Origin of the sequence: Microbacterium horticulturae, assembly GCF_029094505.1 — a bacterium.
Lineage (GTDB): Bacteria > Actinomycetota > Actinomycetes > Actinomycetales > Microbacteriaceae > Microbacterium > Microbacterium horticulturae.
Genome location: NZ_CP119108.1, coordinates 3,608,124 through 3,623,171, shown reverse-complemented (window position 1 = coordinate 3,623,171; position 15,048 = coordinate 3,608,124). Strand labels below are relative to the sequence as shown.

Genomic DNA, 15,048 nt, shown 5'->3' with positions numbered 1-15,048 from the left:
TCGCGACGGCGGCGACGGTGGCCGTCGGCGCTCGGTGGAACAGCGGGTAAGCGTGCGCGGTCTGGCAGCGGCAGCTGGCAGCCGGCACCGGGGGGCGCCACACGGTCCGGGTGTTGGGGCGCCCCTCATACGCCGGGCGCCGCATTCTGCTGTTTCACGTGAAACGTGGGGGCAGACGCCGGACCTCACCAGAGCAGCTCGGCGTGGTGGCGGGGGACGCATCGTGCGGGGGCATTTGAGGTCTCGTGCCCGCATGCGCAGGTGGAACTGCCGGTCGGTCTGGAGATTGCCAAACTTGCCCCTCCTGGCCGCTCAGTTGCCGGCGGCAATCACTGGCTGGGCGATGGGTTCCTCCTGTGTCCCCGCGGAGTGACGCAGGCGGCGTTTCACGTGAAACGCACGCCGCACTCGGGGTACCAGCGGGCGTGCGCGGACCGCCGACCCTCTCCCGCGCAGGAGGGGCGACCTGAGTGGAAACGGAGCAGAGAGATGGGTGGGTTCCCGGTGGGCGACAACGCCCCACAGCCCGGAGCTGCATCGGCACGGCGCGCCACGGAGCTGCATCGGTTCGGGCGTACCAGAGACGCCCTCCAGTACCGGCACGCCAGGGGTGGCCATCGGTGCGGGGCACTAGGGACCCCGTCGACCCGGCGAGCGGCCGGCTGATCACGTAATGATTCCCCTACACGGAGTCGCGCACCGAGCGACTTGAACTGAGTCGAACACTGCCGCCACGCCGCGGGCGCTCGTGGGATGAGTGCCCGCAGTCCGATGTAGCTCACACGGTTCGTGGCAATAAGTGCCCCTGTCCCTCCTCCGCGCTCGTAGGAGGGCGGCGCGGACCGAACCGGCGTCTGGAAGAGCACCGTTTCACGTGAAACAGGGAGCGTGGGTCTGCAGGAGTACCGCCTCGGCGTTCGTCATAGGGCTGCTGCCGGTAGTCGCGCTCGGTGAGCAGGGGGCGCGCGCCCGCGCAGGTTGCCCGCGCTTCTGCTGAGGAGGATGGCGCCGTTTCACGTGAAATCACCCTGATTTGGGCCCGGTATCGCGGCCGCACGCCGGCGTCTCAGGAACACGCGAGCTCGGTCTCGGAGGCGTCGGAACCATGGAATACGCTCAGTAGAGAAGGCGAGTGAGAGCGACGAGCATGCGTTGTTCGATGGCGAAGATGTCACCAGATCCGTGTGCAGGAAGGGCCACGTGAAGCAGCAGTCCACGGAGAAGAAGCATCGCTTGTGGGATCGCTGGCGGGTACCACGTCGCGAGTCCTCAACCACGGGCTCCGCCGTCGATGCCGTCGTCGGGACGCGTTTAGACTTGGATGCGGAGTCGCCGCACGCAACAGACTCAGTTTCGCCCACCGTGACGGAGCAGGAGACGCGCGCCGAGGCGGAGCCCACCGAAGCAGAGGATTATCCGACCGCGCCCGAAACAGAGGCGTGTCCGGACGAGGATCCGGCATCTGAACCAGAGCCGGACTTAGGCCCGAGCGAAGATCCCGAACCGGAAGCAGATCCGCAGCCGGAACCGGATCCGGACACGCAAGCGGAACAGACCCCGGAACCGACAGAATCGCCGAACAGGAGTGCGTTTCACGTGGAACAACCCAATGACGCCACCGTTGGGACGACCTTCGGACGACCAGCCATCGGCGACAGCCCGATTGCACGAGAACTCGCAGACCTGACGGCTCGTCAGCGCACACTGGATCAGACAACCGTGCAATTGACGGGACGCACCAGAGTCATCACGGTGTCGAACCAGAAGGGCGGCGTCGGAAAGACGACCTCGGTGGTGAATCTGGCCGCCGCGTTGGCGACGGCCGGCGCTCGTGTTCTCGTCATCGATCTGGATCCGCAGGGGAATGCCTCAACGGCTCTCAGCATCACGCACACCGCCGACACGCCGAGCATCTACGACGTTCTCATCGACGAGTTTCCGATGGCCGACATCATCCAGACCAGCCCTGAGTCGGAGCTGTTGACGTGCGCACCGAGTACTATCCATCTCGCCGGTGCGGAGATCGAACTGGTGTCACAGGTTGCACGCGAACACCGGTTGCGTACCGCGCTCGAGACCTACGTCGACACCGTGGAGGATAAGCCGGACTTCGTCCTCATCGACTGCCCGCCCTCGCTCGGCCTACTGACGATCAACGCCTTCACTGCCGCCGACGAGGTGCTCATCCCGATTCAATGTGAGTACTACGCGCTGGAGGGACTCAGCCAGCTGCTCGGTAACGTACGGATGATTCAGAAGCATCTCAATCAGAAGCTTCGCGTCTCGACGATCCTCCTCACCATGTATGACGCGCGCACTCGTCTCGCTCAGCAGGTCGCGGACGAGGTGCGCGCGCACTTTCCCAGTGAGGTTTTGACAACGGTCATTCCCCGGTCAGTTCGTGTTTCCGAGGCGCCGAGCTTCGGACAGACGGTCATCGCCTACGACGGACAGTCGGCCGGGGCTGTGGCATACCGCGAAGCGGCGGTGGAGATCATCCAGCGTGAGAATGCGGCAGCATCGAAAGAAGGAGGCGCCTGATGGCGGCGAAGCGGACAGGTCTCGGTCGAGGCATCGGAGCTCTCATTCCGACGACGGAGTCGACGAGTGAGCGGCCCGTCGATGTGTTCTTCCCCGGTGCTTCTGCGACGGGGACCGCCGTCAAGGAGCGTCCCGCGGCGAAGCGTGCGGCGGCCGAGGACGTGGAGACGACGGACACCGCGGAGACCTCCGAAGCCGTGGACGAGCTGCTCGCGGTTCCCGGAGCGCGCCTGGTCAGTGTGAATCCGAACGACATCGTCCCCAACCCGCGCCAGCCGCGCTCGATCTTCGATCCCGATGATCTGGCCGAACTCGTGCACAGCGTCAAGGAGTTCGGTGTTCTCCAACCGGTCGTCGTTCGCCAGAACGCCGATGGAGAGTACGAGCTCATCATGGGCGAGCGTCGTACGCGAGCGGCACGGGAAGCCGGCCTCGAGGCGATCCCCGCGATTCTGCGTGAGACCTCTGACGACGACATGCTGCGCGACGCGCTGCTCGAGAACTTGCACCGCTCGGAGCTCAACCCGCTCGAAGAGGCATCCGCCTACCAGCAGCTTCTCGATGACTTCGGCATCACACAGGAGGAACTGGCCACCCGCATCGGCCGGTCGCGCCCGCAGATCAGCAACACCATCCGACTTCTGCGCCTGCCGGTCCCCGTGCAGCAAAGGGTCGCGGCCGGCGTGCTCAGCGCGGGCCACGCGCGCGCGGTTCTGTCGCTCGATGATGAGGAGGCGATGCAGAAGCTCGCCGACCGCATTGTGAACGAGGACCTCTCCGTCCGCGCCGCGGAGGCGGCGGCAAAGGCCAAGAATGACGTCGGCACCCGCCGTGTCCCACCCAAGGCCGGTGCCCGTCAGGCCTACCTCGATGAGGTTGCCGATCGTCTGGGCGACCGCCTCAACACCAAGGTCCGTGTGGCGCTCGGCGCGCGGAAGGGCCAGATAAGTATCGACTTCGCCAGCATCCAGGATCTCAACCGGATTCTTGAGGACCTCGGCGAGACCGGCTACGGCGCCTGATCGCGGCACGTCGGACGCCCGCGCGGCCGAGGGCGCTTAGGCTGGTTGGGTGAGTTCTGCAGGCAACCCGTCCCGAGAAGTGACCCCGCGTCGCCGGGCGAGCCTTGAACTGTTGCGCGCGGAAGCCGCCGATGAGCTCTCGGTACTGGTCGAAGAGCGTCTGCTCGGCGGCGAAGATCCGTGGGAGTTCATGGAGGAACTGCCTACCGTCGACGAGCTCGTCGTCTTCACCCTGCGTGCGGAGAACATCGCAGCCAACGGCGGGGTACGGCCGAATGCTGCGCGCCACTACCGGGTCCTGCGTCAGATCGCCCTCGATTACCCACCGCTGACCCCTGCGGTCTGGAAGCTGCTCGGTGAGGCGAACACTCATCGCCGCTGGGACGCCGTCGTGCGGAACGAGGCGTTCTGAGCGGCATCCACGCCACTTTCCACCCCTGTATGCCGATGACGGCATAAACCTCAGAACGGCGATCCGCCACACGAGCGGCCAAGGTCGGCGTACCGTGTGCACCGGCGATCTGCTCGCCGGTGGACCGCGGCAACCGACGAAGACGTGGGGTGTGAGATGAGTACGACGCAAACGGAACCGGAACCGGTCACAGGCTCTTTCGAAACCGCCGACGGTGGCCTCAAACGCAGGCTCTCGTTCACTCAACTGCTGCTGCTCGGCGTCAGTGCGCAGATCGGATCAGGCTGGCTGTTCGGCGTGCTGGCCGCTGCCGGCGTGGCGGGCCCGGCGGCGATCCTGTCGTGGATCATCGCATCGGTGCTCGTCTTCTTGATCGCACTGACCTATCTTGAGCTGGGCGCGATGCTGCCGAGGTCGGGTGCCATCGTGCGCTACACCTACCTCACGCACGGGTCGCTGTCGGGGTGGATCATCGGTTGGGCGTACTGGCTGTCTGTCGTGTCGATTCCGCCGATCGAGGCGGAGGCGACACTCACGTACCTGGGCGGTCGGTTTCCGAACCTGCACCTGTTGACCACGGTCGAAGGTGTGCAGGTGCTGAGCTGGCCGACGGGAATTCTCGCCGGCTTCGCGCTGATGGTTGTGTTCTTCGCACTGAACTTCTTCGGGGCACGATTTCTCGCCGAGTCGAACCGGTGGGTCACGATCTGGAAGATTGCCCTGCCGACACTGACGTTCATCTTCTTGTTCTTCATCTTCAAGGGCACCAACTTCACCAGCTACGACGGGTTCGCGCCACTGGGTGTTCCGCCGATCTTCCATGCGATCGCCACAACGGGCATCATCTTCTCGCTGTTGGGATTCCGCCAGGCGCTCGACTACGGCGGTGAAGCGAAGAACCCGCAACGCAACGTGCCGCTGGCCACGATCGGGTCGATCGCGATACCCGCCGTCATCTACACGTTGCTGCAGGTGGCGTTCATCGGCGCGATCAACTGGAAGGACATGGGACTGGCTTCGGGCTCATGGGACAAACTCGTACAGGGAGGATGGGCCGACGGTCCGCTGTTCCACGCGCTCGACTCGGCGAACATGGCAGCCCTCGCGGCGCTGGGCACGTTCCTGCTCATCGATGCCGCGGTTTCACCATTGGCCACCGGCTGGGTCTACCTGGGCACAGGTGCACGCACGGGTTACGGGCTGGGGGTGCACCGCAACATCCCGAAGATCTTCACGTCGAACAACCGGTTCGGCATCCCCTGGCTGCCGCTGCTGGTGTCGACCGTCGTGGGCTGTGTCTTCTTCGTGCCGGCGCCCAGCTGGTACCAACTGGTCGGCTTCATCAGCTCCGCCGCCGTGCTCACCTACATCATGGGTGGGGCCGGGCTCCCGGTGCTGCGGCGGACCGCGCCGAACCTCAAGCGTCCCTTCCTTCTGAAGGGGTTCAAGTTCTGGTCGCCGGTCTCGTTTCTCGCAGCGGTGCTCATTCTGTACTGGAGCGGGTTCTCGACGCTGACGAACGTCATCACCGCGACGTTCATCGGGCTGCCGTTCTTCACCGCGTACTACGCCTGGAAGATGAGGTGGATGAACGCCGTGTCGAGCATCGTCATCAGCGTGGTGTTCTTCGTTGCCTGGATCTGGGTGGCGACGGCCGGCGGATGGGTGCTCACCACCGGCGGACAGCAGCGCGCGGGCGGGTGGCCGTTCCCCGTCTACTACATCGTGTTCTGCGCGCTGGTCATCGCCTTCTGTGTCGCTGTCTGGGCGACCACGGGCACCGAGGGCAAGCGCGCCGTCAACGCGAACTGGTGGCTCATCTGGCTGCTGTTGGCGTCGATGCTTGTGGGCTACCTCGGCGAGTACGGGCCCATGGAGCACCCGGCCCTGGGCTTTCCCTGGGGCATGGGCGTCGAGGTCCTTGTTGGCCTCGTGGCGTACGTCTGGGCGATCCGGTCGGGATTCGCGACCGATGAGATCAAAGACATCGTGGCGACGTCGGATGCCGCGACCGGCGCCACCACGGTGCAACCCGGGGGAACGCCACCGGCTGCGGCAGGCGGGCCCGCGGCATCCTGACCGCTCATGACGAAGGCCCCCGCGAACCTCAACGGTTGCGGGGCCTTCGGAGGCTTTGCGCCTACTTGAGGTAGGTCGCGAGATCCTGCTCGAGCGCGAACTTCGGCTTGGCGCCGATGATCGACGTCTTCACCTCGCCCTTCTCGAACACCTTCATCGCGGGAATCGACGTGATCTGGTATTTCATCGCCAGGTCGGGGTTCTCATCCACGTTCAGCTTCAGAACGGTGAGCTTGTCGGGGTTCTCCGCCGCGATCTCATCGAGCACGGGCGAGACCATGCGACAGGGGCCGCACCACTCGGCCCAGAAGTCGACGAGCACAGGCCCCTCGGCGTTCAGGACGTCCTGCTCGAATGTGGCGGATGTGGTCGCCTTCGCAGTCATGGTTCTCCTTCGGTGGGAAAGTCTGTCACCAGGTCAAACGCGGGATGGCCCCGGTTTGTTCCTATGCGGCCGCGTCGGCGTCGGGGCGGCCTTCGATCTCGTCGGCGTCGACCTCGGGCGCGCCGGCCTCACCCTGCGCCGCGAGGAAGTGCTCGGCATCGAGGGCGGCGACCGTTCCCGAACCGGCGGCCGTCACGGCCTGGCGATACGTCGGGTCGATGACGTCACCGGCGGCGAATACGCCGTCGACCGACGTGCGAGACGAACGACCGTCGACCCACACGGTGCCCTCGGGCGTCAGGTCGAGCTTGTTGTGCACGAGGTGGGTACGCGGATCGTTGCCGATCGCGACGAACACGCCGGTGACGGGCAGGTCGCGTTCGGAACCGTCGACGGTCGAGCGCAGCTTCACACCGCTGACGGCCGCGTCGCCGAGGATGTCGACGACCTCGCTGTTCCACACGAACTCGATCTTCGGATCGGCGAACGCGCGCTCCTGCATGATCTTCGAGGCGCGCAGTTCATCGCGGCGGTGGACGACGTACACCTTCGACGCGAAGCGGGTCAGGAACGTGGCCTCTTCCATGGCGGAGTCGCCGCCGCCGACCACGGCGATCTCCTGCTCGCGGAAGAAGAAGCCGTCACACGTCGCGCACCACGACACTCCGTGGCCCGAGAGGCGCTGCTCGCCTTCGATGCCGATCTTGCGGTACGCCGACCCGGTCGCGAAGATGACCGCGTCGGCCTCTTCGACCTTGCCCGAGCCCAGGGTCACGCGCTTGACCGGGCCGTCGAGCTCGAGTTCGACCGCGTCGTCGTAGGAGACCTCGGCACCGAACTTCTCAGCCTGCGCCTGCAGCTTCGCCATCAGGTCGGGGCCCTGGATGCCCTCCGGGAAGCCCGGGAAGTTCTCGACCTCGGTCGTGTTCATCAGCTCGCCGCCGACGTCGACGCTGCTGGCGACGACCAGGGGGCTGAGGTTCGCTCGGGCCGCGTAGATGGCGGCCGTCAAGCCAGCAGGACCCGATCCGATGATGATGAGCTGACGCACTGTTTCTCCCTTGTGGCGGACGTGTCGAAGCGTCCGGATGACTCAACACATCGTAACCGTGGGGCATTCCACTGCGGTCCGCGCGTCGGAGCGTTGCGCGGCGGGGACGCTCGCCTCACCCGACGAGCCAGAGGTGGGTGGACGGGCTCAGCGACGGACGACGCGACGCACGGTATCGAGCGCCGAGCGCAGCTCGGGCGCGCGCAGAAGTGCGAGCAGCGCGACGTAGACGACGAGGGCGACGACGCCTATCACGCACGACCCGACGATCGCGAGACCCGTGCCGGCGGTCATCCACCCGCCCACGCCGCCCGAGAGCAGGAACACCACCCAGCCCACCGCGGCCGCGGGGACACCGGCGATGACGAAGCGGGTGAGTCCGAGCATCCACGACCGTGTGCCGAGGTGCCCGATCTTTCGGCGCAGCAGCCACGTTGCCAGCACGAGCTGCACTATGGCGGCCAGTGACTGGCCGAGGGCGACCGATGCGGCGAGGTATTCGATCGGAATGAACAGTCCCGACAGCCAGGCGGTCAGTGCGACGATGCCGGCCTGCACGATCGTGAAGAGGAACGGCGTGCGCGTGTCGTTGTACATGTAGAACGTGCGCTGGATCGTGAACTGCACCGCGTTGGGGACCAGCCCGATGAGGTAAGCGACAAGGACGAGGGCCAGCACCGGTGCCGTGCGCGCATCGTCGGTGAACAGACGTGAGGTGGGGATGGATGCCGCGGCCAGCGCGAACGTCGCGAACACGATGAACACGCCCACGGTGCGGATGCTGCGACCGATGTCAGCACGGACCTCTTCGTGCCGGCCGGCGGCCGCGTGCTCGCTGAGTCGCGTGAAGTAGGGCGTTCCGATCGACAGTACGATCAGCGAGTACGGGATCATGTACAGCAGCCAGGCGTTCTGCCCCGCGAACACCCCCGCATGGCCCTTCGCGGCCTCCGACAGGACGCGCGACTGGACGATTCCGGCCAGTTGCGCCAGCAGCACCATGAGGAACGTCCAGCCCGCCAGACGCCCGATGCGATTGAGCCCCATGCCCCGCCAGCGGAAGTCGGGCCTGATGCGCAGCCCGGTCTTCGGCCAGAAGAGGAACAGCACGAGCGCCTGCACGATGATGCCGACCGTCGCCGTGCCGCCCATGAGCGCGATGGTGGTCGGGGTCCAGGCGACAACGTCGCCGAGGGGACCGAAGAGCAGCAGGAACAGTCCGAAACCGGCGATCGAGACGATGTTGTTGACGATCGGCGCCCACGTGAACGGCCCGTAGATGTTGCGCGCGTTCAGTGCCTCGCCGACCAGCGCGTACAGCCCGTAGAAGAGGATCTGCGGCAGGCACCAGTACGCGAACGCCGTCGCCAGCGCCCGCTGCTCGGCCGAGAAACCCTGCGCGTACAGCTGCACCAGCAGTGGTGCGCATACCATCGCGATCGCCGTGACCACCAGCAGCGCGACGGTGCCGAGCGTGAACAGCTTGGAGATGAACGCCGTGCCGCCGTCTTCGTGCGCGGCCGCCTGCACGATCTGCGGCACGACGACGGCCGCGAGAAGCCCGGTCGAGACGATCGCGTAGATCGCGTTGGGCAGTCCGTTCGCGACGGCGAAGGCGTTCCCGGCGGCCGTGAGCGTGCCGCCGAGGGCGATGACCATGATCCACTGGCGGACGAACCCGCTCAGCCGCGAGACGACGGTGCCCGCCCCGATCAGCACGCTCGCGCGGCCGATGCCGGTCACCGGGCGGCTCCGTCGTCGGGGGTGGATGCTTCGGGGGTGGATGCTGCATCTCCAACGGTGCCGTCGGTCGAGGCGTCGTGGGGGTCGGTGCTCGTTGCGGACTCGCGGTTCGGCACGTCGGAATCAGATGCGTCCTCCTCGCCGTTGTCGGCAGAAGCGGCATCCCTCGCTCGCTTCCGGCGGGAGAGGACGGTACGGACGAGACCGAGCACGAGGAACGCGCCGATGCCGACGCCGAGCACGGTGAGGCCGATGATCTCCCAGTCTGCGTGGACCGTCACGACGACGTCGCGCGGCTGGCCGATCGGCACGCTGGCAGGGCTCACCAGGCGAAGGTTGAGGGTGACGTCGCCGTTGCCGATCTGCGCCTCGATCGGCACGTGGGCTGCGGTGGTGCTCGAGGCCTGGGCGGTGACGTCGGTGGACTCCTGCACCTCGAGGCGCAGGTTGTCGGGGTGAGCCAGCAGTGTGACCTTCACCTGCCAGGGCAGCTCATTGCGGATGCCGAAGGTGCGGGTCGCGGCGCGTCCGGCGAGATTGAAGTCGCTGGTGGGGGCGATCGAGACCGAGTTCAGGGTGTCGCGCGTCGCCTGCTTGTGAGCTGTGATCGCATCGGCCCATCCATCGGGGTCGTCGAGCCAGCCGCCGCCCATGAGCTGCAGGAGCGTCGCGCGTTCGGGCGCGGTGAGCAGGGTCGGATCGTCGAGCACCGTCGCGAACGCGCTGATGCGGTGCTCTCCCTCGAGAAGCTGCTTCAGCGTGTTGACGCGGGTGGTGTCGGCCGCGGCATCCTTCACCGTCACCTGACGAGCGTGCGAATCCAGGACGCGCGTCAGAGTGGCCGGAGTGGTGCCGGGCGCGCCGGTGACCGCCTCGACCGCCGCCGACAGACCGAGCACCGCCCGGTCGGACGCGCGGTCGACCACGACCATGAGCGGCGAGCCATTGCCGGTGCGCGCGGCGATGTTCAGCGAGGCGGTCACCGCGGCCAAGGACGCGTTGCGGACCTTGGGATCGTCTTCGAGGGATGCCGCGCGGAGCTCGTCCGAGACCACAGCGTCGTACACGAGTGCGTTCGCGCCGCCGGCATCGACGTGCGCGCTGCCCGGCGTCGCGGAGGCGGAGGAGATCAGCGTGACGGCGTTGGCGTCGGCGGTCGACATCCCTGCGAGCTGGGCGACATCGGCGCCGCCGACGGTCTTCGAGAACGGCCAGTAGACGGCGTCGCGCGCGTTCTCGCCGAGGCTCTCGAGATCGTCGATGCTGGGGAGCGTGGGCGCACCCGGCGAGGCGGTGTCGGTGGGTTCCGGCGTCCGTGCTGCCGTGCCGTCGTCATCGTCGCCGGTCGCGTCATCGGTCGTGTCCGTGTCGTCGGTGTCGGTGAAGTCGGCGGCGTCCATGTACGACTGCAGGGTTGACGGACGCAATAGCGTGGAGTGGCCGTCGTGCAGCTGGGCGGCGATGTCGGCGTCGCCGAACTGCAGCGCGAAGCGCTCGTTGGAGAGCATGTCGAGGCGCTCGAGCCAGGCGGTGGCGGTCTCGGGCGCCGACGAACCCAGCACCCGGATCGACGCGACGATCGCCGGGTCGATGGCGAGGATCGCCGGCGTTCCGGCGACAGCGTTCACCTCGGCGGTCAGATCGCCGTCGGGCGCTGTGAGCGCGGTCAGCTGATCGGCCGTGAGGAGGCCGGTCGTGAGTCCGCTGACGGTGATCGGTACGACGATCGCGACCGGCGTGCGGTCGGTGTCGCGCTTCTTCGGAACCGTCAGCACGCTGGTGGCGACGCGTGTCTGGGCGGGACCGGTGATCGTGGCGCTGAGCGGGTAGACCCCCGGGTCGAGCTCGGTGAGCGCGTCGTCGTCGCCCGGCACCGTGATCTCGACCGAGGCGGTCTCGCCCGAGTCGACGGCGCCGACCGAAGCTGTGCCGAGCGTCATCGTCGTGGCATCGGTCGACGTGGGATCGGCCTGACCGGTGTCGGCGTCGCCGGTGCCGCCGGTGCCGGCGTCGAGCCAGGCGGCCAGCTCGCTGCGGGACGTGAGCGGCTGCGCACCCAGACTCAGCGTGACGTCGGTGGCAGACACCGGGGCGGCGGTGCCGTTGCGCAGGGCGACATGGGTGACGAGGTCTTCATCGGGTTCGAGCACGCCGTTCGCATCGGCGGACACGAACGCATCAACCGCGCCCGACAGCGGAGTCGGCGACGGCGTCGGGCTCGGTGTGGCGTCGGCGGCGGACGCGGCCGGAGCGCTGAGGAGAGGGGCGAGGACCAGAAGGGCGCCGGTCGCCAGAGCCGCGAGCCGGCGGCCGAGTAGACGCCGGCGGGCCGGGTGCCGGCTGTCTGTGCGCGGGCTGTCTGGGCGCCGGCTGTCTGGGTGCCGGCTGCGGTCGCCACAGGTGCGCGGGTCGGCGACCGGCCGGAGGGCGGCCTGCGATGCGCGCATGCGGGGATCTTCGGAACTCGCGGACATAGAACGGTGTTCGTGGGGGGATGCCGCACGAACAGCTGTGATTCTACGGGGGCGTGCTCAGCGCCCGCCCAATGCGCGCCGGGCCCGGTGAAGTCCCACGCTCGGCCGGTGCGGCGTGCAGAACTCCGCTGGATCGGGTGCGTGCGGGCCCGTACGGGCGGTCTGCGGTGCCGGCAGACACGGATCGGCGGAGTTTTGGACGCCGAATCGGCGGTTGAATGGGGGGATGTCGCTTCCCGAACCCGATCCGGCGCTGTGCCGGGCTCTCGCCGCCGACCTCGACGCCGCGGGCTACCGCACCGACGCCCTGCGTGACGCCTGGGGCGACGCCGCCGACGGCGCACTCGGCCGCGGGCACGCGCTGCCGATCCGGCGTCGGATCGCCGGCGACGAAGGCGCGCTGGCCGTCGTGGCCCGGCTGTTCGGCGTCGGCGACACGGTGCCGGCGGAGGCGGCATCCCTCGCCTTCCCGGCAACGGGGATCGCGGGACTCGAGGCCCTCGGACTCGCCCGGATGGAGGACGGGATGCTGCGGCCGACGGCCCTCGTTCGGCCGCAGGCGTTCATCGACGAAGACGCCGTCGGCGAGTGGTGGATCGCGAGCGACCTCGATGAGGCGGCCCTGGGTGGTCCGCTACCCGAGGATCATGTGCTCGGGGTGGGCGGGGCGTCGCTCACCCTCGCCGGACTCCAGCTCACGGCGCCCGTCGATCGCGCGCTCGATCTCGGCTGCGGCTGCGGCATCCAGTCTCTGCGGGCGCGGCGGGCCGCGGCATCCCTCGTCGCCACCGACGTGTCGCACCGGGCGCTGCGGTACACCCGGCTGAACGCCCTGCTGAACGGCGTCGACGCGATCTCGACGCGGGCGGGCGACATGTTCGCGCCCGTGGCGGGCGAGCGGTTCGAGCGCATCGTGTCGAACCCGCCGTTCGTGATCACGCCGCGGGCAACGGGCGTACCGGCGTATGAGTACCGCGACGGCGGGCGGGTCGGCGACGCGCTCGTTGCGGAGTTCATCGCCGGAGTCGGTGCGCACCTGGAGCCCGGCGGCACGGCGCAGCTGCTGGGCAACTGGGAGACGCGCGACGGGCGGGCGGGCCTCGACCGGGTGCGCGACTGGGTGGACGCGGCGGGCCTGGATGCCTGGGTGATCGAGCGCGAACTGCTCGATCCGGTGGCCTATGCCGAACTGTGGATCCGCGACGCGGGGACCCTGCCCGGGACGGCGGAGTTCGACGCGCTGCTGGGTGCCTGGCTCGACGATTTCGCGGCGCGCGGGGTGAGTGAGGTCGGCTTCGGATACATCCTGCTGCGCCGGCCGGCCGGGTGGGTGAGGCTGGCGCGATATGAACGGATGCCGCAGCCGGTGCCCGAGCACGCGCTGGGTGCGCACCTCGGTCGTTCGCTGGCTGCGCACGACCGGCTTCTCGAGCTCGATGACGAGGCGCTCGCCGCGTCGCTGCTGATCGTCGCGGGCGATGTGACCGAGGCGCGACATCATCTGCCCGGCGCCGAGGCGCCCAGCGTCATCGAACTGCGCCAGGGCCGCGGCTTCGGCCGCGTGCTCGAGGTCGACCCCGCTCTGGCGGCGCTCGTCGGCGCGTGCGACGGCGACCTGGCGGTGGGGCCGCTGATCGCCGCGATCGCGCAGCTGCTCGACGTCGATGCGGCTGCGCTGCGCGCCGAGCTGCTCCCGCGCGTGCGCGAGCTGGTGTTCTGCGGGCTCCTGGCGTTCGCGTGAGGCGTCCGATCGGCCGCCCCGTCGCCCTTCGCCGAAGCCACGCCCGCCCCCGGGTCGTCGAATTCATATGAAACTGTCGCGTGCACACCGAACCGCCCGTCGGTTTGGTGTGGTGTGGACAGATTCATATGAATTCGGCGGAGGAAGCCGCGGGTTAGGCTGGAATCCATGCTGAACATGGCCGAGGGTGTGGCGCGCCTGGACGCGCTGGCCGCGTCCCCCGCTGTCGCAACCCTCGCGCAGGCATTCGCCGCTGCCGGGCGCGAGCTGGCCCTCGTCGGCGGCCCGGTGCGCGACGCGCTGCTGGGCCGCGAAACCCACGACCTCGACTTCACGACCGACGCGCAGCCCGACGACATCCTCAAGATCGTCAAACCCGTCGCGACCGCGCAGTGGGACATCGGCCGCGAGTTCGGCACGATCGGCGCCCGCGTTTCCGGTGAGCAGGTCGAGATCACCACCTACCGCGCCGACAGCTACGACGGGATGACGCGCAAACCCGTCGTCGCGTTCGGCGACTCGATCGACGGCGACCTCGTCCGCCGCGACTTCACCGTCAACGCGATGGCGCTGCTCCTGCCCGACAAGAAGCTCGTCGACCCCACGGGCGGCGTCGACGACCTGATCCGCGGCATTCTGCGCACCCCGATCGACCCGCGCGTCAGCTTCGGAGACGACCCGTTGCGGATGCTTCGCGCCGCCCGCTTCGCATCGCAACTCGAGTTCGCGGTCGACCCCGAGACGGTCGCCGCGATCGAAGAGCTTCGCGAGACCATCCAGATCGTCTCGGCAGAGCGCATCCAGGCTGAGCTGATGCGGTTGCTCGGCACCGACGACCCGACCCGCGGCATCCGCCTTCTCGTCGACACCGGCTTGATGGCGCAGTTCTTGCCCGAAATCCCCGCCTTGCGGCTCGAAGTCGACGAGCACCACCACCACAAGGACGTCTACGAGCACTCGCTGACCGTGCTGCGGCAGGCCATCGACCTCGAGCACAGCCGGCATCCCGGTGCCGCTCCCGATCTACCGCTGCGCCTGGCGTCGCTGCTGCACGATATCGGCAAGCCGGCGACCCGCAAGCTCGAGCCGGGCGGCGCGGTGACGTTCCACCACCATGATGTGCGCGGCGCGCGGCTGGCCCGCAAGCGCCTGCGCGAGCTGCGCTTCGACTCGGCGACGATCGACACCGTCACCAAGCTCATCGAGCTGCACCTGCGCTTCTTCGGCTATGCCGAAGGAGCGTGGACGGATGCCGCGGTGCGGCGTTATGTGCGGGATGCCGGGGCCGAGCTCGAACGGCTGCACATCCTCACGCGGGCCGACGTCACCACGCGCAACAAGCGCAAGGCGCAGATGCTCGCCGCCGCGTACGACGACATCGAGAACCGCATCGACGAGCTCGCCGCGCAGGAGGAGCTCGACGCCATCCGTCCCGATCTCGACGGCAACCAGATCCAGGAGATCCTGGGGGTGGGGCCCGGCCGGGTCGTTGGCGAGGCGTACCGGTTCCTGCTCGATCTGCGACTGGACGACGGCGTTCTCGGGCCTGAAGAGGCCGAGCGCCGCCTCCGGGCGTGGTGGGCTGCTCGTAGCTGAGCGC

At 68.1% G+C, this 15,048-nt stretch carries 10 protein-coding genes; 6 read left to right on the top strand and 4 right to left on the bottom strand.

All coding sequences use genetic code 11. From position 1 onward, the window contains the following. The first annotated feature begins 1,596 nt into the window (after positions 1–1,596). The 4 genes from PU630_RS17245 (at position 1,597) to PU630_RS17230 (ending at position 6,054) form a co-directional block, all read left to right on the top strand. Positions 1,597–2,541, top strand: coding sequence for a ParA family protein (locus PU630_RS17245; protein ID WP_275280133.1), 945 nt, complete (start codon positions 1,597–1,599; stop codon positions 2,539–2,541). Next, a complete protein-coding gene (locus PU630_RS17240; RefSeq protein WP_275278288.1) occupies positions 2,541–3,563 on the top strand; it encodes a ParB/RepB/Spo0J family partition protein in 1,023 nt (340 codons plus the stop codon). Before PU630_RS17245 ends, PU630_RS17240 begins: the two co-directional genes overlap by 1 nt. Before the next feature lie 49 nt (positions 3,564–3,612). Further along, positions 3,613–3,975 (top strand): tryptophan synthase subunit alpha, encoded by a 363-nt coding sequence (locus tag PU630_RS17235; RefSeq protein WP_343075848.1) that lies wholly within the window; start codon positions 3,613–3,615, stop codon positions 3,973–3,975. Positions 3,976–4,131: 156 nt separating this feature from the next. Then, positions 4,132–6,054 carry an APC family permease gene (locus tag PU630_RS17230; RefSeq protein WP_275278287.1) on the top strand — a complete coding sequence of 641 codons (1,923 nt, stop codon included), beginning with the start codon at positions 4,132–4,134 and terminating at the stop codon, positions 6,052–6,054. 61 nt (positions 6,055–6,115) lie between these two features. Here PU630_RS17230 and trxA read toward each other — a convergent pair whose 3' ends face one another. From trxA to PU630_RS17210, 4 genes are all read right to left on the bottom strand, one after another. Continuing rightward, complete coding sequence (trxA, locus tag PU630_RS17225) at positions 6,116–6,439, bottom strand: thioredoxin (RefSeq protein WP_275278286.1); 324 nt, start codon at positions 6,437–6,439, stop codon at positions 6,116–6,118. A 61-nt stretch (positions 6,440–6,500) separates the two neighbouring features. Beyond that, positions 6,501–7,490 carry a thioredoxin-disulfide reductase gene (trxB, locus tag PU630_RS17220; RefSeq protein WP_275278285.1) on the bottom strand — a complete coding sequence of 330 codons (990 nt, stop codon included), beginning with the start codon at positions 7,488–7,490 and terminating at the stop codon, positions 6,501–6,503. A 147-nt stretch (positions 7,491–7,637) separates the two neighbouring features. Beyond that, positions 7,638–9,233: a murein biosynthesis integral membrane protein MurJ gene (murJ, locus tag PU630_RS17215; protein ID WP_275278284.1), complete on the bottom strand. Its 1,596-nt coding sequence runs from the start codon at positions 9,231–9,233 to the stop codon at positions 7,638–7,640. Next, on the bottom strand, positions 9,230–11,680 hold the full coding sequence (locus PU630_RS17210; protein WP_275278283.1) for a DUF6049 family protein: 2,451 nt from the start codon (positions 11,678–11,680) through the stop codon (positions 9,230–9,232). Before PU630_RS17210 ends, murJ begins: the two co-directional genes overlap by 4 nt. Positions 11,681–11,933: 253 nt before the next feature. On the opposite strand from PU630_RS17210, the gene PU630_RS17205 reads away from it, so the two are divergent. After that, the gene (locus tag PU630_RS17205; RefSeq protein WP_275278282.1) at positions 11,934–13,448 is read left to right on the top strand and encodes a DUF7059 domain-containing protein; all 1,515 of its coding nucleotides are present in this window, start codon (positions 11,934–11,936) and stop codon (positions 13,446–13,448) included. Positions 13,449–13,616: 168 nt separating this feature from the next. After that, on the top strand, positions 13,617–15,044 hold the full coding sequence (locus PU630_RS17200; protein WP_275278281.1) for a CCA tRNA nucleotidyltransferase: 1,428 nt from the start codon (positions 13,617–13,619) through the stop codon (positions 15,042–15,044). Positions 15,045–15,048: the final 4 nt, after the last annotated feature.